The sequence below is a fragment of the Sulfitobacter sp. SBS6 genome, assembly GCF_048285585.1.
GTDB classification, from domain to species: Bacteria; Pseudomonadota; Alphaproteobacteria; order Rhodobacterales; family Rhodobacteraceae; genus Sulfitobacter; species Sulfitobacter pontiacus.
Window position 1 is genome coordinate 12,620 of the sequence record NZ_JBLWBA010000003.1, and the last position, 24,076, is coordinate 36,695.

The 24,076-nt window shown below is 59.0% G+C and carries 6 protein-coding genes and 2 pseudogenes; all 8 read right to left on the bottom strand.

What is annotated here, in order from left to right:
- Nucleotides 1–3: 3 nt before the first annotated feature.
- Entirely contained in the window at nucleotides 4–18,354 is an 18,351-nt protein-coding gene (locus tag ACNQ62_RS00960) for a hypothetical protein (RefSeq protein WP_418093972.1), read from the bottom strand.
- 367 nt (nucleotides 18,355–18,721) lie between these two features.
- Nucleotides 18,722–19,319: pseudogene (locus ACNQ62_RS00965) on the bottom strand (IS481 family transposase); the annotation flags it as partial.
- Nucleotides 19,320–19,361: 42 nt separating this feature from the next.
- Nucleotides 19,362–19,548 (bottom strand): annotated as a pseudogene (locus ACNQ62_RS00970) (IS3 family transposase); the annotation flags it as partial.
- A 164-nt stretch (nucleotides 19,549–19,712) separates the two neighbouring features.
- Nucleotides 19,713–20,645 carry an aldo/keto reductase gene (locus tag ACNQ62_RS00975; RefSeq protein WP_418093973.1) on the bottom strand — a complete coding sequence of 311 codons (933 nt, stop codon included), beginning with the start codon at nucleotides 20,643–20,645 and terminating at the stop codon, nucleotides 19,713–19,715.
- A gap of 39 nt (nucleotides 20,646–20,684) precedes the next feature.
- Nucleotides 20,685–21,479 carry an N-acyl homoserine lactonase family protein gene (locus ACNQ62_RS00980; protein WP_418093974.1) on the bottom strand — a complete coding sequence of 265 codons (795 nt, stop codon included), beginning with the start codon at nucleotides 21,477–21,479 and terminating at the stop codon, nucleotides 20,685–20,687.
- The gene (locus ACNQ62_RS00985; protein ID WP_418093975.1) at nucleotides 21,476–21,766 is read right to left on the bottom strand and encodes a putative quinol monooxygenase; all 291 of its coding nucleotides are present in this window, start codon (nucleotides 21,764–21,766) and stop codon (nucleotides 21,476–21,478) included. Before ACNQ62_RS00985 ends, ACNQ62_RS00980 begins: the two co-directional genes overlap by 4 nt.
- The gene (locus ACNQ62_RS00990) at nucleotides 21,766–23,271 is read right to left on the bottom strand and encodes a tripartite tricarboxylate transporter permease (RefSeq protein WP_418093976.1); all 1,506 of its coding nucleotides are present in this window, start codon (nucleotides 23,269–23,271) and stop codon (nucleotides 21,766–21,768) included. Before ACNQ62_RS00990 ends, ACNQ62_RS00985 begins: the two co-directional genes overlap by 1 nt.
- A complete protein-coding gene (locus tag ACNQ62_RS00995; RefSeq protein WP_418093977.1) occupies nucleotides 23,271–24,041 on the bottom strand; it encodes a hypothetical protein in 771 nt (256 codons plus the stop codon). The genes ACNQ62_RS00990 and ACNQ62_RS00995 overlap by 1 nt, the downstream gene beginning before the upstream one ends.
- Between the last annotated feature and the right edge of the window lie 35 nt (nucleotides 24,042–24,076).

The following is a 24,076-nucleotide window of genomic DNA, read 5'->3' on the forward strand; positions in this document are numbered from 1 at the left end:
CCCCTACCGCGTCCTTGTCACGGTTTTCTCGATATCGAGCTTGTAACTTCCACGACCGCGCCAGCGTTGGCGGATCAGCCGCTCCATGGCGCGCAGCCGTTCCCGCGCCAGTGCCGACGGCTCGCCCGGTTCCAGCACATACGTCAGGTTCAGCACCGATGGCGTGTCCGCGATCTGTGTGATCAGCCCTTCGATGGCACCGGACAGACCCGGCTTCGGTTCGGCCTCACCCGCAGCAAAGGCTGCCGCCGTCAGGTCCACATCCACCACGCGCCCCAGTCGCGCACCAAAGTTCAACTTGGCGAATTTACCGGCGGTCAGGCGCACGACGCGTGGGTTCTCCGTGGTGACACGATACCCCGTGGGCAGCGTGCGCGTTTCGAGCTTCAGCATGAAGTTCGACCCGATATTGCGCGGGAGCGCCGCACATGGCACCGAATACCGCCCGTGTTCGTCCGTCGTGATCAGCAAGCCATCCGGCGTCACCAGACGCACACCGGGCAGGCCCGGCTCTGTCTGGTCTTCTCGCCGGGGCGCGCTGTCCAGTTTGCCGAATTTACCGTCCCCGATGTAGCTGTCTTCGATGATCGGGGCTGGCAGCGTGCCCGGCCCGTCCTGATAGCCATTCCCGTTGCGGTCATCAAAGACGCGCCCGATCACGTCCGAACAGTCAAAGACATGCTCAGGATCAATCCGAACCGATGCCTCCGCGATATTCGATAGGATTCGGCCAAATCGGTCCTCCACATGGGCTCGGTTGGTGCGCTCGCCGAACGCGCCCGTGCGCGCCACCCGCACCGACAGGCTCAGCACGCGGGTTTCGTTCTCGCCCAGATCGGCGCGCCATTCCAGACGGCGGCCGTTTACCTCAGGCTCTACCGCGACGCCGTCCAGACGCGCCGAGCCGGGCGTGTAGATCATCCCGACCGGAAGCCGGTCGACCAACCGCGCGGCGGGATAGGGCAGATCGGTCTGGTTGGCAAAGCTCAGCGTGTAGTTCACCGTCTCTCCAAAGACGGCCGTCTTCCGATCCGCGGTCTTGGTGGCTACCACGTCGCGCAGCTCCGCGCATTGCGTCACCGGGATATTGTTATTAATCACGACCGGATCGCCCGGCGCAAAGTTGAAACCAGTGTAGAACGGATTAGCCGCTGCGCTGAAATCTGTCAGCACGCCAGTATCGGCCGCAGGCCCCGCACCGATGACACCGGGATTGTCCGGCAAGAGCCCGGTCACGTCGATACTACCGCGGGTGACCCGTGTGGTTGAGGCGACAGTCCCGTCGGGATAGGTCAGCGTTAATGTATAGTCGCCCGCACGGGTGACGAAAAATTGGTAGTCTCCAAGCCGCCCATCACGCAAAACGGTAATCGGGCCTGTAGTGCCAGTTCCGGTCTGTGTGGCACCGTTTCCGCTTACGGTGATAGTACCACCAGTCAGCAATCGTCCGTCATCTTCGCAGTAGAAAACGCCCGTCGGGTCATAGTCGAAACGATCCGGAACGCCGTCCCCGTCGCGGTCGGCAGTTGGCGATTCCAGTCGGTCCGGGATGCCGTCGCCATCGGTATCGACGGTCGCCACCGTTACCAGTGCCTCTGTCGGTGTCGCCAACTCGCCTGATGTGACGGTCGCCGTGTTCGGCGCCCCAGGCTGGCCTGCGTAGGTCACGGTCACGTCGATACGTCCCGTTTCACCCGGCGCCAATGTCGGATCACCGCCCAGAAGTGCGGTATCCGACAAACCGTTGTAGGTGGGATTGGCCTCACCATTCTCGAAACCTTCAATAGACAGCGTTACCGGGAAATCCTCGCCCAGCAAAACCGCTGGTGACAGGAACGCCGCCAGATCATCGCGGAGATTGATACCGGTCTGGGTAATATTGCCTGTGTTGGTTACTTCGATGGTGAATACGCGCCGCTCTATTGTGGGGAAGACGAACTCAGCCTCGCCGACGACCTTGCTGATCGCAAAACTCGGCAGCGCGGCGATGGGTGCGATGGTCGGATCGTCAAACCCATCGCCGTCGTCGTCGGAAATATCGGTCAGGTCAAACCCCTGCGCTGTGGTACCCCGTGCCACGGCCACGTTGCTGAGTCCGCTGCTGTCGATGTCCGCCTGTGTCAGCGTAGCTGTCGCCGTATACGTCGCGACCTCACCCGGCACCAGCGTTCCCACCGGAGACGCGGGCGCGCCATCGGACCCGACAAAGCTGACCGTCAACTCCCTCGCGTTTTCTTCGTCAAGATCGGTGAGGCTGTCGGTCACGCCGAGATCCGTCACCGTCACATCGCCTGTATTGCGGACCGTAATGGTGAACACTGCTTCATCGCCGGGCAGGCTGCCGATTTCGTCTAGCGTCTTGATCACCTCCACCATCGGTGTGGTCGCAAACGTAATTTCCGCCGGGTCGTCCTCCACGTTACCATCATTGTCGATCTTATTGTCCGAAACGTCTGAAATACGCGCACCGTCCAGCGATATCGCAGACACAGCAGCCGTGTTGCTCAGTCCACCTGCGTCGATGTCGTCTTGCAGCAGCATATAGGGCACCTGCCAGACGGCGCTTTCCCCTGGCTGTAGCGTTTCTGGCACTGATACCGGCTGTGGCTCGACCGGCAGCTGCGTTCCATCTGCCCTCGTCAGACGATCAACCACGTCCAGACCGTTTAAAGCCTGATTACCGATGTTCAGTGCCGTGATTTCGAACAACACTGTCTCGCCCACGCGAGAGGCGGCGCTGCTGACCACCTTCGTCACATCAAGTGCCGGTGCCGCGACCACCACAAAGGCGGTCACGTCATCGATGGTATTGCCGTCGCTGTCGTTGCCATTATCGGACAGGTCGGTCACGGGCCGATCCTGCGGATCTCGTGCAGCGACCGTCACTTGGTTCAACACCCTGCCCGAATTCAGATCGGTCTGCGTCAGCGTGTGTGTCGCCGTGTAAAGCCAGACCTCGTCAAGGTCGAGCACGCCATCTGCGTTGGTATCGCTGCCCGATTGCAGGGCAAACGGCGCATCAAGTGCAATCGGCCCCCCGTTGTTGTCGGTCATCACATCCGCCACGCGCACGTCGGTCAGTCGTACGTTGCCGACGTTCGCAACCTGCAAGGTGAACGGCACGGCCGCGCCCTCAATTGACGGCGCCGCGCCGACCGTTTTTGTCGCTGCTATTGCGCCGCGGCGCTCCGGGCCCGGCACTGTCACGGAACCAGAGGCCTCCGCTTGCGTACCGTCAGGGCCCTTCCCGGCCACACGCGCGGTATTAACAATCTCGCCAGCGTCCACGTCGTCTTGCCTCACCTCTACCGTCAGCGCGCAGCTGCGGTCGGCGTCGCCGGGTGCTAAGCTGGCGATCTCGCAGGTGAACCCATCTACCATCGCGTCGGTCACCATCAGATCGCTCAGGGTGACGTTGCCTGTATTGCGCACCTCGAAGAGGAACCCCAGCGTATTGCCCGCAGCCCCAAAAGGCGAGGCTGTCGGCGCTTTGACCAGCTCAAGCGCTGGCGCAGCTGTGGGCGTCGCGACCCGCAACGAGGCGGCACCGACGATTTCGTCGCCCTGCGGGCTAATCCCCACCACATCGGCAGCGTTGTCGATCCCGCCCGTATCGAAATCTTCCTGGGTGACCGTATAGGTGCCTTCGCAAGTCAGCGCCGCCCCCACGCGAAGCGTTTCCTGTGTGCAGTCGAACCCGTTCAGCATCGGATCGCTGACACGAATGCCTCGCAGCGTCTGATTGCCGACGTTGGTCGCCGTGAGTGTATAGGTCAGCACTTGCCCTACCTCGCGCACGGGCAAAGTCGCGGCCGTTTTCTCCAACGTCAGCGCTGGCGACGTGTCGGCCGCCACCGTTGCAACGCTCGGCTCCGAAGTGATCTGTGCCCGGTCACGCCCGAAAATGGTTTGCGCAAAAGCTTCATTGACCACGCGACCCCGGTCCACATCCGCCTGCGTCACCGTATAGTCCCCTTGGCAGGACACTGTTTCACCGGCGCGCAGATCGGGGTCAGTTGCGGTCGGCGTGAAGCAGGTAACCTCTCCGATCAGCGCGTCGCTTACCGTGACCGGGGCGGCGAAGGCGCGAGTTCCAGTGTTTGTAACGGTGAAGAAGAAAGGCACAATGTCACCCGCAGCGGCAAATGTCGCCCCGTCCTGGACTCCTTTAACCAGTGATAGGGCGGGCACGCCGGTTTGCGGCACCGTGGCGGACGTGAGGGCCGAGGTCGTCTCTCCGTCAGTCGCGCTGGCAAGGTTCACTACGCTGCCCAGATCGACATCTGTCGCCGTAACCGTATAGGGTGCGCGGCAGGTAGTGCTTTCGCCCGGCAGCAACCCTTCATCGGGAAAAACATCGCAACTGATCGCTTCTGGCGCGATAAGGCTGTCGCTTACCGTGATCGGAGCGGAGATCGTTGTATTGCCTGTGTTTGTCGTCACATAGCTGTACTGTACAATCAGCCCCGTCACGAAATCCTCCGGCGCGACTGTGTCTGCTGTCTTAACTAGCGACAGCGACGGTTCCTGCTGTGCTAGGATCGTGATAGCCGACGGTGCGGAGGTCACGCCCTGTGAGGTAGCAGTTGCGATGTTCTCGATACGGCCCGCGTCGACATCTGCCTGTGAGGTCGAAAGCGTACCGGAGCAAAGCAACGCCGCACCGGGGGAAAGCCCGCCTTCTGGCAGCGGCGGACAGGTCAGCGTTCCGCCGGCATCCGTCAGGCGCGCGTCCACGATCTCGATTGGCTCAGTGATGCTCACGTTCCCGGTGTTCGTAACCTCGAACGTATAGCCAATGGTCTGCCCGACTGCGTCGAAGGTATCGACGGTGCCTTTGGCTAGAGATTTGACTAGCGCGAGCGCAGGTGCCGCCTCGATGATCAGCTCGGTCGGATCATTCAGGACATTGCCATCGCCATCGTCGCCGTCATCAGATACATCCGTGAACGGTGCGCCTTGCGGCGGTCCGCCGCTCACGCGGACGCTGTTGCGGATCCCACCGGCATCCAGATCATCTTGCGTCAGCGTATAGGCGACACGGTAGCGCGAAATTTCACCGGGCAGCAACGTTCCTTCGGAAGAGCGAAGCGAGCTGCCTTGGAAGATTGGCGCTGCATCCAGCCCTAGCGTCGTCCCATCAGCGCGTTCGAGGTTCTCTTCCAGGATCGAGACATCCGACAGCGTCACGTTTCCGGCGTTCTCGACAGTGATTTCAAAGATCGCTGTTTCACCCGGCAGGGCAGCGGGCTCCACTACGGTCTTCATCACGTCGAGCGCGAAGGTTTGCGCGATGGGTGTCACAGTCGGGTTGTCCTCGCCGTTGCTTGCAACGCCGTCGTCCGATTGATCGATGACCAACGCGGATTGAGGCGTAGTTGCTCGGGCCTGCGCGGTATTAGCCAGCCCGCCGGCATCCACATCCGCCTGCGTGATCACGACATCAAGCCGGTAGGTCCAAGTTTCACCCACCTCCAGAACATCCGGCTGGCCACCGTCACCACCCGTGCGCCGGGGGCGTTGGGTCAAGGCGACGGGCGTGTTGTCGAGCCGGCGCAGGCTGTCTGTCAACGCCACATCGCGCAGGCTCTGATTGCCAGTGTTGGCCACGACGATGGTGTAAGGAAGCGTTTCGCCCACGACCGGCGGATCGGAAACATCAGCGAGATCAACCGTCTTAATCACGGTCAGTTCCGCAGTAGGAGAGGCGGGCGTGACCTCAAGCGTATCTTCCCCGCTCAGGCTGGTTCCGTCGGGCAGCTGAGCGTTCGCGGTTGCGCGGTTCGTGATCGCGCCCTGCGCATCTACATCGGCCTGGGTGATCTCGTAGGTCGCGGTAAAGCCGGCGCTGTCGTCCGGTGCCAGACGGCTCCACACTGCATCATTCTGCGTGGTATCAATGCTGTCCCCGACCGGGGCCGCATCGGTGGCAAGCGTGTCGCCCGCAACATCCAGCGCGACGGTGCCACTTGAGGAACTGTGTTGGTCGCTGACAGCCACATTCGAAAGCGTGACATTGCCCGCGTTGGTGACCCGGTATCTGTAGGTTACAATCTGTCCAGCGACGACATCCTGCACCGCATCAGCGGTTTTTTCTACAACCAGCGCCGGCGCGGCATTTGAAGGAATTGTCAATTGCGCGGTTTCGGCACCCGGCATTGCCGGCAGCGGCACCTCTTCAGAAGCAACCGAGGCGATATTGGTGACGCCACCACCATCGATATCTGCCTGCGTGACCACATATGGCGCAGAACAGCTCAATTCATCGCCAGGAGCGAGCCCCGTGCCGGGGATGGGCGCGCAGTTGACGTTTGCAATCCGGTCATCGGTTACAATCGGCTGAGAGGTCAGCGTGATGTTGCCCGTATTGGTCACAAGATAGGTATAGATCACCTCGTCGCCCGCAGCCGTGATCTCTGGCACATCTGCAGATTTCACCAGGCTGAAGGCAGGTGCCGGGGCGGGCCCACGCACGAACAGATCGCCACGGCCGTCAACAGGCTCGGCACCCGGGGTCGCTGCCGTGGCGGTACCCGTTGCAACGTTCACGAAACCGGCAAAAGCATCGCCTGCAGCTACCGCATCCACATCAGCCTGCGTCACGGTGTAGGCGACAAGACAGCTTCCGTCCACCTGCCCCGGTTTTAGTGTTTCGACCGCACAGGTCGCAGGCACCGTGGCAAGCGTGTCCGATAATGCGATATCGCGCAACGTCACATTGCCGGCATTGCGCGCGGTCAGCCGGAACTTTAGGACTTCGCCGGGCTGTGTATAGGCCGCAGTGCCATCGGCGGGCACCGGCTCCAGCGTCTTGACGATCTCAAGCGCCGGGGCTGCTTGCTCGATCGGCGCCGCGACCTGCGCGGTTGCCTCGACCGCGTCACCTTGTGGCGTTTGGGCAGCTACTTCTGCGGTATTGAAAAACACACCCGCGTCAACATCCGACTGCTGCACCTTGTAGGAGCCTTCGCAAACTAGGGCGGCACCGGGGTCCAGAACTACACTTCCGACGACAGCGGTCCCGTCGTCGAAACAGCTCAGTCCAGCAATCAGTGGATCGCGAACCGCCACCGCGGACAGGGTCTGGTTGCCGTCATTTCTGGCCGTGATGCGGTAGGTTAGCACATCGTCCAAGCCAACGGTCGCCGGGGCATCGACGAGCTCTTTGCTAAGCGAGACAGCCGGGGTCAACGTGGCATCAACGGTTTCGGTGACAGGCGGCGACAGAACCGCGACCTCATTTAGGGTGCCCGGCGCGAATGTCGTGCTTGCAACCGCCTCATTGGTGACGGAACCGGCATCGAGATCGTTCTGCGTTACCTTATACGTCGCCTCGCAAATCGCAGTTTGTCCGGTTCCGAACACCCCTTCCTCGGACGCATCAAAACAAATGATCGGCGCACCGATGCGGTTGTCGTTTACGACGATATCCTCGGTTAGACCGACGTTCGCGGCATTTTCTACCGTAAACCGATACGTGATGACGTCGTCTACCTGCGCAAATGTGACATCGTCCGGCGTGGCCACTTTTGTCAGAGACAGAGCAGGGGTTGCTCCGACCGGATAGACGGCTTCGTCACTTCCCGAGATGACGGCAGCGTCGTCGAAGGTGCCGCTTGCACTGGCCACATTGGTCGTGGACCCCAGGGCGATATCGCCCGCGCGCAAAGTGTAGCTTCCGCTACACACGTGTTCTGACCCGGGGAGCAAAACCCCATCGGACAGTCCGGAGCAGCTGGCGTTCGTGGCGAGCGTATCATCGATCAGAAGCGGCCCGTCCACGGTCACATTCCCAGTGTTCCTCACGGTAAACCGGTATTCTAGCACCGAGCCCACGTCGAAGGCGTCCGGCGTTGCGCTGACCAGCTCCTTGGTGAAGCCAAGCGAGACGGTCTGTAGCGCCGGGGCCGTCAGGCTCGCCGGGTCTGAGCGGACCTCGTTACCGTCAAAACCGGTCACGGCCGTGGCGGTGTTGGTCACGCCGCCTGCATCAATATCTGCCTGTTCGGCCACCCATGGGTAATCACAGGTCGCTTCCGCGCCCACGCTAAGCGGCCCTGTCACGCAGGCAAGGCCCGTACCGATCCGGTCATCGTCAATGGTTATCGGACCCGGCAAGGTCACATTGCCGATGTTCGTCACGGCAAAGCGGTAGGAGATGGTATCGCCCGCCGCATTGAAGTTTTCCTTCGATCCAGGCGCAAAATCTTTCGTGACTTGCACAGCGGGGGCACGCGTGACCGGAACGCTAACAACGCTGGGGTCGGAGACGAGTGTTACGCTCTCAGGGTCGCCCGGGTTCAATGGCGCGACCGGTTGTACGATCTGCGCGGTCGCGATATTGTCGAAGCTGCCATTGTCAATATCGTCTTGGGTAACGGCATAGCTGCCGGTACAGACAATCTGCGCGCCCGGTGCCAGCGGCGGCGCGGGGCAGCTCACGCTGCCACGGCCCTGCGCATCAATTATCGGATCCCTGACGCTGATCGTTTCGGTCAGCGTCAGGTTCCCTGTATTGGTCACGACAAAGTCGAACGGCACCAGCTGGTCTGGCGTGTCGATCACCATCGGAGCGTCTGCGCTCAACTGCTTGGCGAGGGTGAAAGCAGGAGCCCCCGCCACATTCACAGCGGTCGGATCGTCGCGGTCATTGCCATCGGTATCGTCGCCATTGTCAGAGGCATCCTCGACCGGCGTGCCAGCTGGGGTTTGCGCGCGCACCGTTGCCTGGTTGCGGACTCCGCCTGCGTCGACATCAGCCTGAACCAGCGTATAGCTTGCCGTGTAGGTCCAGGTTTCGCCGACGTCTAGCGTTCCGGCGACACCACCGTCCCCACTGGCTAGTGTCGGCGCAAGGACGAGCGGCGTACCGTCGCGACGCGTAAACTCATCCTCCGGTAAGACCGACGCGAGAGAGACGTTGCCGGTGTTTCTGGCTGCGATTGTGAAGTTGATGGTATCTCCCGCCCGCGCGGGCGTGCTCAGCCCGCTGGTGTCGGCTGTCTTAGTTACATCCAGACCGGGCGACTCTGGAAGGCGAAGCGTCGTGGGATCGTCCGCCTCGTCACCGGCCGTGGCCTCATCCGACAGGTCGCTCACCGACGCGCCATCCGGTGCTACGGAATCGACACGAGCGGCATTGTCGAGCGTTCCGGCATCTACATCGGCCTGAGTCAACGTGTAATCGGCGGCAAAGATCATCGGCACCGATCCGACAGGCAGATCGGCGGTGGGCCCACCGCCCAGATCCGCGCCACCACTTTGCAAGGCGGGGGTTGGCGCAGGGCCGTTCCCGGTGAAATCCGTCTCTACGATTGCGATGTCGTATAGGCTCACATTGCCAAGGTTAGTGACGATATAAGTGTAGCGCACCGTATCACCGACGCTGGCTATTCCATCCACGCCAGCATCGAGCGCCGCTGTCTTGACGAGGCCGATCGCAGGCGCACGCGGCAGTGTGGTGGTAGAGGGATCACTGTCACCAGCCGCATCAGCGCTATCGTCGGACACATCGCTGATAGGCGTGCCCAGTGGATCATTCGCCGTGCCCGTCGCGGTGTTGGACACCCCCCCCGCGTCGATTGCCTGCTGGGTCAAATTGAACCCGGCCGCATAGGTCCAGACCTCGCCTATATCTAGCTGGCTATCACCGTTCAAATCGCCACCGCTAAAGACCGGCGCGTCGGTCAGAGTCAGTGCCCCACCGTCTGCATCGGTCAGTGTGTCCGCAACCCTTGGATTGCGCATCGTGACGTTGCCGATATTGCGCAGTTCAATGGTGTAATTGATGCGGTCGCCCACGGCGACCGGGCTTGACAGCGATGGAGTAGCCCGTTTCACGGTTTGCAAAACAGGTGTGCGGTTCAGCAAAATCGGCGTCGGGTTGTCGGCACCCGTGTTTACCGGATCTGACAGATCACTCAACGTTGCAACGTCAGGGTCGGTCACACTTGCCTGCGCCTGATTGCTGACGCCTCCCGAGTCGATATCCGCCTGCGTCAGTTGGTAGGTTGCGGTGAAGACCACGGTCCCGCTGCCCGCAGGCAGATCGATTGTCCCCGCATCGCCCCCCAAGAAAGCGCCACCGCCCTGGTATGCGGGCACCGGCGCGGATCCCGTACCGGTAAAGCTTGTCTCGGCCAGCGTCACGTCATAGAGGGTCTGCGATCCGGTATTCGAAACGGTGAAGACATAGGTCAGCGTATCTCCGGCGTCGGCCCTTCCATCGCCCCCGTCGTCTAGCGTCACGGACTTGAGAATTGCAACTCCCGGATTGACCGCGAGCGGCACAACCGTCGGGTCGTTCGCCAGGTCTCCATCCGCATTGCCATCGCTGCCGCCCGCATCGTCGTCCGAGGTATCGCTCAGCGGCGTGTTGTCGGGCGTTGTCGTTTGCGCCAGAACAGAGTTCGACACCGCCTCGCTGTCGATCGCCTGTTGATCTAGCGTGAACTGCGCTAAGTAGGTGAAGGCCTCGCCCACATCAAGCGCGCCATCGCCATTTGCGTCCCCGCCCGAAAAGCTTGGGCCGGAGGAAAGGACTAGCGCTGCCCCATCGCCGTCCAGCAACGTGTCGGTTATCACGGGCGCAGAGAGCGTCACATTTCCGGTATTGGCGACCGTGATGGTGTAGGCGATGGTCTCGCCCACCTGCGGCAACGCCGAGAGACCCGAAACATCAGCCCGCTTTTCTACCACCAACCCCGGTGCGGCACCCAGTGGAGTCACCGTCGGATCGTCGGCCCCTGGTGCGATGCTTTCATCGTCCGACACATCCTCAGCGGAGATGCCGGCTGGGCTGGCCCCGGTTGCTGTCGCCTGATTGCTGATCGCGCCGGCGTCAATATCGGCCTGGGTCAGTGTATAGGTCGCTGAATAGATCAACGCCCCTGCCCCAACTGGCAGATCGGGAAGGCTCGACGCACCGCCGATCTCCACACCACCACCGGTCAGGGTAGGCACGGGGGTCGACCCGCTCCCGCCAAAGGCAGTTTCGGAAAGCGTTACATCCCACACCGTCACGTTGCCGGTGTTCGACACGGTGTAAGTGTAGCCGATCGTATCTCCCGCATCGAGGGTGCCGTCGCCACCGTCATCGGTCACTGCGGTCTTGACGACCGCAATGGTTGGCGTGTTGTCGATAGTAACCGGCGCAATGACATCACTGTCCGTTAGGGTCTGCCCCTGCGGATCGAAGGCTTCGACAGTGACACTATTATTGAAACCGCCCGCATCGATCGCCTGCTGAGTCAAATCGTAGCTGGCGACATAGGTCCAGACTTCGCCCACGTCGATGCGACTATTGCTATTGGCATCCCCGCTGTCCAGATCAGGCCCCGCCAGCAAGGTCAGCGTCGCGCCCTCCGCGTCGGTAAAGCTGTCGTCAATGCTAGGCGCACTCAACGACTGATTACCGGTGTTCGTGACAACAATGGTGAACGACACCCCTTGCCCGATCACCGCTGGCGCGGTGATGGCACTGGTATCAGCGGTCTTTGTCACCGCGAGACCCGGCATCTTCTTCGCTACGGCTACGGCGGCATTGTCTTGGGCAACGGGGGCTGTTTGCCCCGCAGGCGGGGTGGCCGTCACGGTTGCGAGGTTGCTCAACGTGACCTGCTGGTCGATATCGTCGGCATTGACGGTATACGTCGCTGTAAAGGTGATTTGGTCGCCCGGTGCCAATGTGCTCCAGACGCCCGGTCCGGCGGTATCGGTGGAATCGCCCGCAGTGTTGACATCATCGGTAAGCGTGTCGTCATCAATGGGAAGATTTATCAATCCCGAAGCTGACTGGTGCCGGTCCACTAAAGTGACGTCCGTTAGAGTGAAATTGCCGATGTTGCGGACGACATAGGTATAAGTCACGTCCTGCCCGGCAGCCAATCCGCTGGTGGCCGAGGGCGTCTTGACAAGACTCAGCGCAGGGTCGCCGCCCGAAGGAATGGTCAAAGTTGCTGTATGTGCGGGTTTGGGTGGCACTTCGGAGCTGGTGGCAGTCGCGACATTGGTCACACCACCGGAATCGATGTCGGCTTGCGTGACCGTATCAGTCGCGCGGCAGGTAAAGCTGGCTTGCGGGGCCAGCCCGCCCGCCGGCAACGGCCCGCAGCTGAAAATGCCGATCCGGTCGTCATCGATCTGCGGTGCTTCGGTCAGGCTCACGTTGCCAGCATTCACGATCCGGAAGCTGTAGGTTATGGTCTGCCCGTCGATACTGATCTGGCTTGAGTCGGCAGATTTCGACAGCAGGAAGTCAGGTTCGCGCAGCGGACCGCGCACGAAGACATCGCCGCTTTCGGTGATCGTGCCCACATCCGGGTTCGCTGGCGTCGCAATGGCGGTCGCGACATTGGTGAAACCGCCAAAAGTATCGCTGCCTACAATGTTGACCGTATCTACATCGGCCTGCGTGGTGACATAGGTAAAGCGGCAGCTGTCATCGGTCGCGCCCGGTGCGATCGGGCCAACGGTACAAGTTGCCGGGCGCACGTCGCGCGCATCGGTGATCTTTGCTTCGGCAAGGGTAATGTTGCCGGTGTTCTCGATCGAAACGGCAAAAATAATCTCTTGTCCCGCCACGACAAAATCGTCGGTAGGGCCGACCTCACGCAGGACACGTTTGGCCACGGTCATGGCCGGCGCGGGCGTCGCCAATGGTGCGGCAACATCATCCGTGCCGCGTAGCGTGTCCCCCTGCGGATCGGTCCCAGTCGCAGTGGCCGTGTTGGTCAGCGTCTGACTGTCGAAATCGGCCTGCGTAACCTCGTAGCTGCCGGTACACATTAACGCGGCACCCGGAGCCAGTGTCACGTTCGCCGGTGCCGCGGCCCCGCCGGGGGTCACGGTACAGCTCAGATCGGGAATCAGCGGATCGGCAATGCCCACGCCGCGCAACGTCTGGTTTCCGTCATTGCTAGCGGTGATACGGTAGTCCAGTGTCTGACCCGCGACAGCACCGCTGGGCACTGCGGTGGTCAGTTCCTTCAGCACGTTGAGCGCAGGGACTTCGTCCAGCGACACAGTGGCATCGGCATTTCGCGACGACACAGTGGTCGGCATGGAGCCACCGCTGGCGTAGGTCGTGCGCGCGGTGGCGTTATTGGTGACAAAGCCACGGTCCAAATCAGCCTGCGTGATCTCGTAGGGGAATTCGCAAACAAAGACGTTGTTGGGGACAGAGGTGCTCAGCGGCGGCACGCCTGCGCCGGCAGCAGGTTTGCATGCCAGCGTACCCATGCGGTCATCCTCGATCGTAATTGGATCGACTAGGCCCACATTGCCGGTATTGGTCACGGTAAAGCGGTAGGTGATCACATCGTTCACCTCCGACAGCATGGCTGGATCGCTCAGCGCTTCCTTTGTCAATGTGATCGCAGGCAGCGCATCTACCGGATATATCGCATCATCCGCAGGCGACACCACCGGTTGCCCGCCAAAGCTGCCGCGCGCGGTTACAACATTCGTCGCAGCCCCGAGGTCGAGATCATTCTGCGTGACCGTGTAGCTGGCTATACAGGTATAGCTGCCACCTGGGTCTAGCACACCGCCCGCCAGCGTATCGCAGGTGAACGCGCTCGGGAAACTGATCAACGTATCGTCAAGACTGATCGGCCCGTCGATCGACACATTACCGGGGTTCGTTACGACATAGGAATACGATAGCACATCGCCGACGTCGAAAAAACCGGGCCGTGAGGTGCCGGTAAATGTCTTCTCGATCATCAGCTTCGGGTTTTGCACCGCGTTGATCGTAACGCTGTCGGGATCCGACGTTTCCTCGGAACCATCAAAGACAGTCGACGCGGTGGCAATATTGGTCACTTCGCCATTGTTCAGCGCAATCTGATCGGCCTCATAGTCCTGTTCGCAGGTGACGCTACCCCCAGGAACTAGCGGCGCGGCGGTGCAGGTCAGAATACCTGGGATCTTATCGTCGCTAACGGTGATCGGCGCCGTCGTTGTCACATTGCCAGTATTCGTGACGACGTATTCGAAGGTCACCAAATCATCGACCGCCGCGATGCTGGTCGCCGAGCCGGTCTTGATCCGTTTCAGGATCGACAGCTCCGGTTCTTGGTCCGCGTCAATGCGCAACGTATCCGCGGGTGACGTCGCAGTGATCGAAGTCGGCCCGCCTACCGTCTGTGGGATCACCGACTGCGTGACCGACGCTGTTGCAGTATTCTCAACAAACCCGTCGTCTAGATTCTGCTGTGTCACCATGGTCGAGGCAGTACAATCGATGAATCCACCGGGCGCAATACCTGCCGTCGGAATGGTCGGGCAGAACACGTTCTGGATCCGGTTATCGTTGACAGTAATCGGGTTGGTCAGCGTAATGTTGGCCCGGTTGAAGACCCGATAACCGTAGGAAACGCTTTCTCCGACCGCCGAAATCAAACCGCCAAAGTTCGAGGTCTTGTCAATCTGTAGCGCAACGGTCTGCGTCGGGCCGTTCACGGTCGCGCTGTCACTGTTGCTAACCGGAGTGCCGCCTACAAGGCTTTCACCGGACACAGTTGCAACGTTGGTATAACCACCGCGATCCACATCCCCCTGGTCAAATACCCTGGTCGCGGACAGGGCAGAGCCGTCGTCACATTGCGTCGTCTGCGCGCCGGGCGCGAGATCTGACAGAGTGCAGGTGAACCCCAGGTCCGTGTCTGTCACCGTCAGGTTGGTCAGCGAGACATTACCGGTATTGCGCACGATAAAACTATACACCTCACTGTCGTCGACCGAGGTAAAGGCCCCGTCTGTACTGTCTTTGGTGATCGTGACGGCGGGCGCGGCATCCGGGCCATCCACCGTTACCGAGGCGGTCTGGGTCGCAGGCGGTGTGACCCCCTCAGGCGCGCCCACGTCAGCCGAGGCGCTATTGATGATCCCGCCGCGATCCACATCGGCCTGATCCGTTCGGTAGGTCGCGCTGCAACTGCGATCAGCGGCACTAGGAGCGAGCGTGGCAATCGTGCAGGTGAAGGTCGGATCAAAGAACGTATCGGTGATGACCACATTGCTCAAAGTCACATTGCCGGTATTGCGTACAAGAAAATCAAACGTCACGTCCTGCCCCGCCGCCGCGAATGCGGCCGGCGCTGATTTTTCAAAAATGAACGCTGCGTTTCGTGCCGGACCGTTCACAGTTTCGCTGTCGGTCTGCGCGGTAATCTCTGAGCTATCAACAGTGGCGCTGTTAGAGATCGAGCCCCGGTCTATATCTTCCTGAGTCACCCTTACTTGGAAGGTGCAGCTTCTGTCGATCACACCCGGCGCAAGGCGCGGAATTGTGCAGTTGAACGATGAGTCGAGCGTATCGCTCACAGCAAGGTTGGTAAGGGTCTGCGTACCAGCATTCTCTACTGCGAGCGTGAATGTTATCTCTTCACCTACAATCGAGAACGCGGCGCGATCCGCAGTCTTGTCGAGGCTGGCGATCTTAGTCCCCGTGCCCGATGCCAGCGTTGCTGACGACTGCCCAGTATCGCTTTGCTGTGCCCCCAAAGCAGGTTGGGCATTGACTTGGGCCGTGTTGGTAAAAGCTTCGTCATCGACGTTTTGCTGAGTGACTGTATATTGGCCAGTGCACTCTTGGAAGGCACCCGGTGCGATGTCCGACAACGTACAGTTCAGCGCCGGGATCAGCGGATCCCTTACCGTCGCGCTGCGCAACGTCACGTTGCCGGTGTTGGTCACACGGAAAGTATAGGCTAGAGTTTCGCCGGGGGCGTAGCTCGATGGCCCCACCTTGGTCAGCGTGACGGCGGGGTTGCCCACAACGGGCACGCTAGCCGTTGATGCATTGGATGTCACCCGCGTGGTCACACCACCGTTGAGGAAGTCAAACCGCGCTGTTGCCTCGTTGTCGATGCTGCCGCTGTCGAATTCAGTCTGCGTCACCCCATTGCGCGACCCCGTACAGGTGAAGGTTTGATTGGGGGCAACCGGGGATGGTTGATTACAAACCGCAGGCGCGCTCAGCAGCGGGTCATCGATCGTGATCGGAGAGAAGATGTTGGTGTTGCCCGTGTTCCGGACTTCGAAGCTGTAGGAAATAGGGTCGTTGATTGAAGAGATCGACGCGGTCGTCGCTGTCTTGGTTAAGGAAATGCTCGGGTCAAAGGTCGGCGCGATGATCGCGGACACCTGCTCAGATGTGAAGGTGCCAATATCGGACGTGCCGGTGCCTTCTGCCGTCGCGGTGTTCACCACCACCCCGGCCGTGACATCATCCGCCGTCAGCGTGTAATCGCGGTTACAGCTGCGGGTCTGGCCGCGCGTCAGGTCGCCGGTGAAGCAGGTGAACTGACCAATCTTGTCATCGTCGATGATGATCTCTGCGACACCGATATTGGCGCCGATCCGAACATTGCCGATATTGCGCACCTCAAAGGTGTAGCTAACGACCCGGCCCGCGGTATAATCCTCCGCAGGAACGTTCGGCGCAGTCTTGTTTAGTTCAATTTCGGGACGCTGAAGTGCCGGAACGGTCACACTGTCGGAATTGGAGACAACAGGTGATCCGGTCACGGCCTCGGTAGCGTTGGCGGTGGCCGTGTTTGTGATGCCGCCGTTGTTCACGTTTCCCTGCCTCGTGGAATAGATCGCTGAAGAGCAGGTAGTGGTGTTACCGGGTGCCAGCGTCGACACCGGGCAGTTGACTGCCACGCGGTTATCGATGACCGAGATGTTCTCTAGCGTGACGTTGCCGGTATTGGTCAGCAGGTAGTCGTACTCAAGGCCAATGCCCGCAGCGTCAAATTGGCTAGGTGATGCGGGATCCAGTGACTTGTCGAGACTCAGCCCCGGCGTCCGGGTGGCCGTCACCGTTGCGCTGTCATTTTCCGTGTCGGTCTGCCCCGCCACAGTGATAGTACCACTTGCGGTATTGGTAAAACTGCCATTGTCGATATCGTTCTGCGTAACGCTGTAACTGGCGGTACAAGTTGTGGAATTGCCAGGCCGGATGGCCCCCGCCGGGCAGCTGACCGTGCCCGCTTCAGGGTCGGTCACTGTCGGCGGGGCCGGGAAGGTGACATTGCCCGCGTTGCGCAACGTGATCTGGTAGTTCAGCGTATCACCTTCGGCGGCATAGCTTGTCTCGATCGCAGTTTTCGTCAGCTCCAGGTCCACCACCGGCGCGGGGCCAGGCAAATCGAGCGTATCGGTCTCGCTGATCCGTCCGTCGCGAGGCGTGTCAGCACTCACAACAACGGTGTTGCTCAACTGGTCGGCGTTGTCATCAATGTAGTCATCCACATCCGATTGAAGCACCGTGTAGCTGCCCGAACACTGGAAATCATCACCAGGTGCCAGATCGGGTACATTGCAGACCAGGGTCGGGATCAGACTGTCGCTGACTGTGAAATTGCTCAGCGTAACATTACCGTCGTTGCGAATGAGGAAGCTGTAGGGAACGCTCGTTCCTGCGTTGCCAAAATTGCTCAGCGTGCTGGTTTTTTCAATAAAGAGCTCGGGCGAGGCATCTGGCCCCCTCAAGGATAGCGTGTCTGTCAGTTCACCAAGGGTGCCATAGTCCGGCACCCCGATCGCGTTAGCGACGTTTGTCACCTCGCCCGCATCAATATCCTCTTGAGTGATCAGGTAGGGCGCCTGGCAAGTGGCAAAATCGGCGGTGCCGCCCGGATCGGTGTCTAGGATTACGGATTTGTCGCAGCTCACACTACCGATCTTGTCATCCCCGACCGATAGCTGACGGATCGGTACCGAGCCGATGTTAGTCACTATATAAGAATAGGTGACGGTCTCCCCTACCGCAGCGAAAGCTGGTCGGTCCGCGCTTTTCTCAATGGTGTAGCCGGGCGCTACCGTTACGATATCTTGGTTACTCAGGTTGTTACCAATCCGGAAATCCCAGTAGTTATCGTTGGGATCTCGGTCAAAAACCTGCGTGGTTGTCTGCCCCGTCGACAGGATATTGGCTAGCAACGCGGGGTTCGTCGATGTAAACCAGCCGGTGTTAAGTGTCTGGTTCCCGAAACCTTGCACTTGCCCGAAACCGTTTAGCCCGGATTCGTCGGTAATCTCCGTGGTGATGGCGCTCCAATTGCCTACGTCGAAACCATTGAGCCTAAGGGAAATATCGTTCTGATCGAAACCGCCGACCTGCGTATCCCCGTCGTAGGCGGTAAAGCGGATATAGGCGGTCTGGATCGCTCCACCGAAATAGACTGAACAGTCGGAAAACCCGCAGTTCAGCGAAATCGGATCGTTAATTATAAACGGGTTGCCCCGAAACCGCGCGGGGTCGCCGCTATTCTGAAATCCGCGAAAGGCACCCTGCGGGTTAGAGAACTGGTAGTAGACATTGCCGTTCACACCGATGAGCACTGTGGCTACGCCACCCGCTTCAGGATAATCGCTCGGCAGTGTCAGGTTGGTGGCTGGAACTGAGCGCGTGAATTGTGTCGTGTGCCCCTGATGCGGGAAAATTGTGATTAAGCCTACAAAAAGAGCGCAAAAAGCCAGAAGTCTTCGAAACTGCATAGAACCCCTTTTGCCATTCGGCAACAGGTGACATTCACCTGTTTACCAATTGAGATAGACTAACTATCCAAAAAAATTTAGTTGGATATTGGTTTCACTAACTCAGTAGGCGGAAGTGTTGCCCTTTACCAACACCGGCCGGAAGATATTAAGGGTATCTGCAACTCGTCTGGTGCAACCTGGAAGGACCTGCGGGACCGTTTAAGGGTTGCTGTAGCTTGTCTCTGAGAGCTTCGTAAGGGGTTTGCCCATTGTGGGTACCGTGCGGACTGGCGGAGTCTTAAAAACCCTTTCCAAGCGTCGAGTTTGAGCTTGAGATCAACGTCACCTTTGTAGATGAGAAATTGGTAAAATTCATGCTTATCGGATTGATGTGTGGGCTCCACTTTGCCGTTGAGCTAAGGAGTGCCGCGTTTGATGTAGGCGTGTCTGATGCCGAGGTTTCCGACATGTCAATTTAATTTAACTTGGAACTCGCGGCCGCTATTTTTCCAAATTTAACGGATGCGAGACGAGAACTTTTCGATAATGTAAACAATGAAGTCGACCGCGCTTGCCTGCGTGTGTTTCTCATAAATCTTGAGAGCACGAACTCGGGTTGCGTCATCGATGGCAGTGAATTGACATAGGCGCAAGTTGTCGCCGCTTTTTTTCTTCGAGGTCAGAAACTTAACGTCCATTTGGTTATGATGTCCGGTCACCTGCTACCGATAGTGCTTGGTGTGTAGCTTACGCATTTGCGTGCCTCTGGGCAGCCGAATGAGGCCATTGCGCTCGAGAGTACGGTAGCCCCTCGGATCCGAGATTTTGAACTAGACCTGTCACGCTGTTGTGCCGCTCCATGTGTTCGTCTAAGCCACCTTCCCTTCGAATGCGACGGGGCTTTTTGCAGCCCAATGCAGAGTGGCGGCGCCGCGGATTATAGAACCAATTGATGTATTCAAAGATCGCTACCTCAACCTGCCGTCCTGTTTCCCATAACCGTCGCCAGATCAGTTCGGCCTTGATGGTTTTGAAGAGCGTCTCGACATCAGCATTGATGCTCCTAAATTCGTCAAGTGGCGATTTAAGCCGTTTTCGGCGCTAAGAGCTGGCTGTAGAATTCCCGAACGAAATAACGCTTCAAACAACTGTTAACCGCGAGGTTTTTCAATACTTTACTCGCGCGGTGAAGGCGCTTCAGTTTTACCGACCGATCACGCTTAGGTTTCCTCGGAACGGTCTGTCGCGGGCGTTGGTTTGGGACTCATCTGCGAAATCTCCTCGTAAATCCCTACTGACAGGTCGAAAGTCAACGCATCCAGCGACGGCTGCAGCTGTCCCACATTCCGGCCTGAAATGAGTGTTGAGGTTACAGCCGAATTCCGGGCCACCCAAGCAACGGCGAGCGTTGTTGGCGCAATCTCCATACGCTGCGAAAGCGCTGCCAAATCACGGGCGGTCTCATGCATCCATGGCTGCCCATAGCGGGTGGCATAGACCTTGTCCTCCTGCAAACGACCCTCGGCGCCGCTGGCGTATTTGCCTGTAAGTAAGCCGCCCCCCAAGGGCGAGAAAGGACAGACGGAAATATCTTGGTCCTCACAGGCCGGGAGAATCTCTACCTCTACCTGCCGCTTCACAAGGTTATACATCGGCTGGCAGGCATCAATCTGGGTGTCGATGACCTTACACACCGCTTGCGCCTTCATGATCTGCCAAGACGCAAAATTTGACACGCCGATGTAGCGGATCGCTCCTTGCGACTGCATCTCGGCCAGGGTGCCAAATGTCTCTTCAAAAGGCGTCTCTGCGTCGAAGCGGTGCAAGTAGTAGATGTCTACTGCATCAATCCCCAACCGTTTGCGGCTTTCGTTTAAGGCGGCGCGCAGGTTGTCCGCAGTGGCGGGCCGGTCATTCGGTGCTTTGGTCCCGATGATCAGATCATCGCCCCTCGCCCTTAAGATCTGCCCCAACATATGCTCAGACGAGCCACCGTTATAACTAAAAGCTGTATCGAAGTGATTGATCCCCGCCGCGACGCAGGCCTCGAACATCTCTTGCGCGCTGCGGGCATCCGCCGTGCGACCAAATTGCATGGTGCCAAATCCCAAGCGGGAGATAGGGGTTCCATTCTTGGTTTGAATGCGGCTCATCAACATACTTTCATTTGGCAGAAGGCTAGGCTTTCTTAATCACACCGGCGGCAGGTTCGGCCCGCGATCCAGCCGCACAATGTGATCAGCCTTGTCACGCGGGAAGGACGACATAATCAATGGGTCATGTCCGGGCACGATCAACTCAGGCTGACTGGCGAGCCGCTCAATCGTTGTGAACCCTTCCAGCATGTCCTGCATATCGACCACGATGGGAAAGGGCTTGCGCCTTTGGAAGTTCTCATAAAAATGCGCCGCATCAGAGGCTAGTACGAGCCAGCCCGCCGATGTGAGCACCCGCACCGCTTGCAGCCCCCGGCTATGCCCGCCGATGCGGTGAACTGTTACTCCATCCGCGACCTCGGCATCACCGTCATGGAAGATCACCTTGCCGGAATAAAGTCGTTTCACCGTCTCGCAAATATGACCTGCCGAAAAGGGCATACGAAGCATATCATGGCACATGCAAGGCCCGGTGGCGTAGGCCATCTCAGCCGCTTGAATATGCAATTTCGCGTTGGGGAAAAGATGCAGCCCGCCGGCGTGGTCATAATGAAGATGGGTGACGATAACGGTCTCGACCGCTTCAGGAGCGACTCCCAAAGGTGCCAAGGCGCGGCGCGGATCAAGCCGGATCGGCCGTCCACGCGCGTCAGCTTCAGCCTCGTCATAGCCCGTATCTACAAGGATCACCCGCTCTCCTTGGCGCAAGACCCAGATGAAATAGTCCATCGGGTGAGCCACATCGTGGCGGCCATCAAAAACGAAACTATCGCCTCTTACACGCGCGTTGCGATCGGCGTATTTGACCGCGTGAACCTCCCATTCGCTCATGATGCTACAGTGCTCCAACTTGTGACCTCTTTGCCCGCCACCATATCAGCGGTGGCCGCACTAAACGCTTTGAATTGGGCGCTGTCGCAATGGGCGTCAAAAGCTGCGCTGTCTGCATAGAGTTCATAGAGAAACACCTGACCAGGCTTATTTGCATCTGTAAGCACATCAAAACGATGGCAACCTGCTTCCAGGCTTTTGGATGCCGCAGCATTTTCGAGCATCAGGGGCATGAATGCCTCCATCTGATCGGTTTTGATGCGAAAGGTGACGCAGATAGCAAACATTATCTTTTCCTCATTTTTGCGAATGCCCGGCGGACCACGGGCATCTGCCCGGCAATCAGCGCCACGTTCAGCGCCAGCAGAACCGCCGCGGTTGGACGCGTGAAAAAGCCTGACAGGTCGCCATCGCTCAAGAGCAAAGAGCGGCGGAAGGTTTCATCAAATAGTCCGCCCAGAATGACGCCGATGACCAGCGGCGCAATGGGATATCGCATCAGGTTCATAAAGTAAGCCAGCGCACCTACCCCCAGCATGAGATAGAGATCGTTGATCCCGCCTCCCACGCTGAAACTACCAATGGTGGTCAAGATTAGTACGACAGGCAGAAAGACGGTCTGCGGCAGGCGCAGGATCTGGATGAATACGCGCGCTGTGAACAAGCCCATGATGAACATGGTAAGCGACGCCAGCACCATGATTGCGCAGACCCGGAGGATGATCGAAGGGTCAATCGTCGGACCTGGAATGATATTGTTGAGTTTGAACGCACCCATCAGTGCCGCTGCGGGAGGCGAGCCAGGAATGCCTAAGACCAGCAAGGGGATCAGCGCGCCACCGATGCAGGCATTGTTTGCCGTCTCGGACGACAGCAACCCTTCGATTGATCCCTTTCCGAAATTTTTGCCATCGTAGCTGGCCGATTTGCCAACGCCGTAGCTGACCCAGCCTGCCACATCCTCGCCCACGCCTGGCAGCGCGCCAACGCCCGTACCGATCACGCCTGAACGCGCAATGGTGGGCATATGCCGCCGAATGGCTGCAAAGTTAGGCAAGATGCGCCCGGTGAGCGCGATAACTTTGCCCGTATCAACTTGGCGCAGCCCGTCGATAATCTGCGGAATCGCAAAGGCGCCCATCAGCACCGGCACGACTTGGAAGCCCGACATCAGATAGGACCAACCAAATGTATAGCGTGGCTCACTCAGCAGCGGGTCCAGCCCGACCATCGCCATTGCCAATCCAGCAAGTCCCGAGATCCAGCCTTTAACCACGAGATCTTCGGACATTAGCGTCCCGGATAGCAAGATGCCGAAAAGCGCCAGCAGCGCCTTTTCAGGACTGGCGATGGATTGAGAGATCAGCAAAAGCGCCCAAACAAAGACCAATAGGGCAGCCGTCCCGATGAGCGTGCCGATAAAACTTCCCGTGGTGGTCAGACCCAAGGCCTCGGCCCCCCGCCCCTGTTTAGCAAGTGGATGGCCATCCATCGCCGTGGCCGCGCTGGCTGCCGTGCCGGGAATATTAAGCAGGATCGAAGGGTAAGACCCACCGTAGATTGCGCCGACATAGGCGCCCAACAGGGCAATCAGCGCATAATCAAGCGGAATCTTATTACCGAAAAAGCCTGTGAGGATCGTAACTGCCAAGGTCGCCGTCAATCCCGGCAATGCGCCAAAGACAATGCCCAGGAAAACCGAAATTATAATATAGGGATAGGTAATCGGATCCGTGACGAGAGCAGAAAAAGCCCCTCCGAACCCTTGCAGTTGCGACAGGAAGAATTCCATCAGTCTCTCCAAAGCGGACGAAGGGTGACGTAGTAGTGATACTCAATCTGTGAAAACAACAGCCCGCCCCGGTTCGGCACATTTTGCCGAAAGCCAAAAGCCATTGCGGTCACGAGTATCAAAGGTGTCAACAACGCAATCCAAGGGGTAGCCCTTGCAATGCGGCTGCGATCGTGGGCTAACATCCAGATGGTCAGCAGCATCCATGCTGCCAACACGACCCAATCGTCGTCATGAGGTTTGTTCCACTCCGCTTGCGGAAAATGCATAAAAATCGCGTATATCCCGGGCAATGTCACAGCACCTGCCGCCTGCAACATTCGCCCGACGCGCCCTGCGTGGAACCCGTAGATCAGCGCATTAATCACCAGACCACCGGCAAGAATGAAATCGACACGTGGTACGAGAGCAAAAATGAACATGCCCATGATCACCGCAATTGAACCGATGCGGATAGCCTCTTGCCGGTTCCAGCCAAGACCCACGGCGGACAATGCTCGCTCAGCGCCCCCTGCTTTGATTGCTATGCGCAGCAGCACCAATCCGAGCAAAAGCATGGCCAGCCAGATGCCAAAGGGAACGATCGCGGCGGAGTTGTACCACTCTGCGCCACTCACCCCGGCGCGGTTCTCTCCTAGAAAGGGGATGAAGCTAGTGCGCCAAAGGAAGAAAACCGCACAGCTGATCAGCGCCAAAGCCCCCCAAAAATCGCGGGCACGGAGCATCTCTAAGTCTTTGTTGAGTTCTGCCTGTAGTTTTTCGATATCCATTTCGCTCCCCCCATTCGGCAAAGCGGGGCGCAGAA

What these genes read in the sequence shown, in the direction of transcription:
- ACNQ62_RS00975 (WP_418093973.1), bottom strand. Translation starts at nt 20,645, where the DNA reads ATGAGCCGCATTCAAACCAAGAATGGAACCCCTATCTCCCGCTTGGGA.
- ACNQ62_RS00980 (WP_418093974.1), bottom strand. Translation starts at nt 21,479, where the DNA reads ATGAGCGAATGGGAGGTTCACGCGGTCAAATACGCCGATCGCAACGCG.
- ACNQ62_RS00985 (WP_418093975.1), bottom strand. Translation starts at nt 21,766, where the DNA reads ATGTTTGCTATCTGCGTCACCTTTCGCATCAAAACCGATCAGATGGAG.
- ACNQ62_RS00990 (WP_418093976.1), bottom strand. Translation starts at nt 23,271, where the DNA reads ATGGAATTCTTCCTGTCGCAACTGCAAGGGTTCGGAGGGGCTTTTTCT.
- ACNQ62_RS00995 (WP_418093977.1), bottom strand. Translation starts at nt 24,041, where the DNA reads ATGGATATCGAAAAACTACAGGCAGAACTCAACAAAGACTTAGAGATG.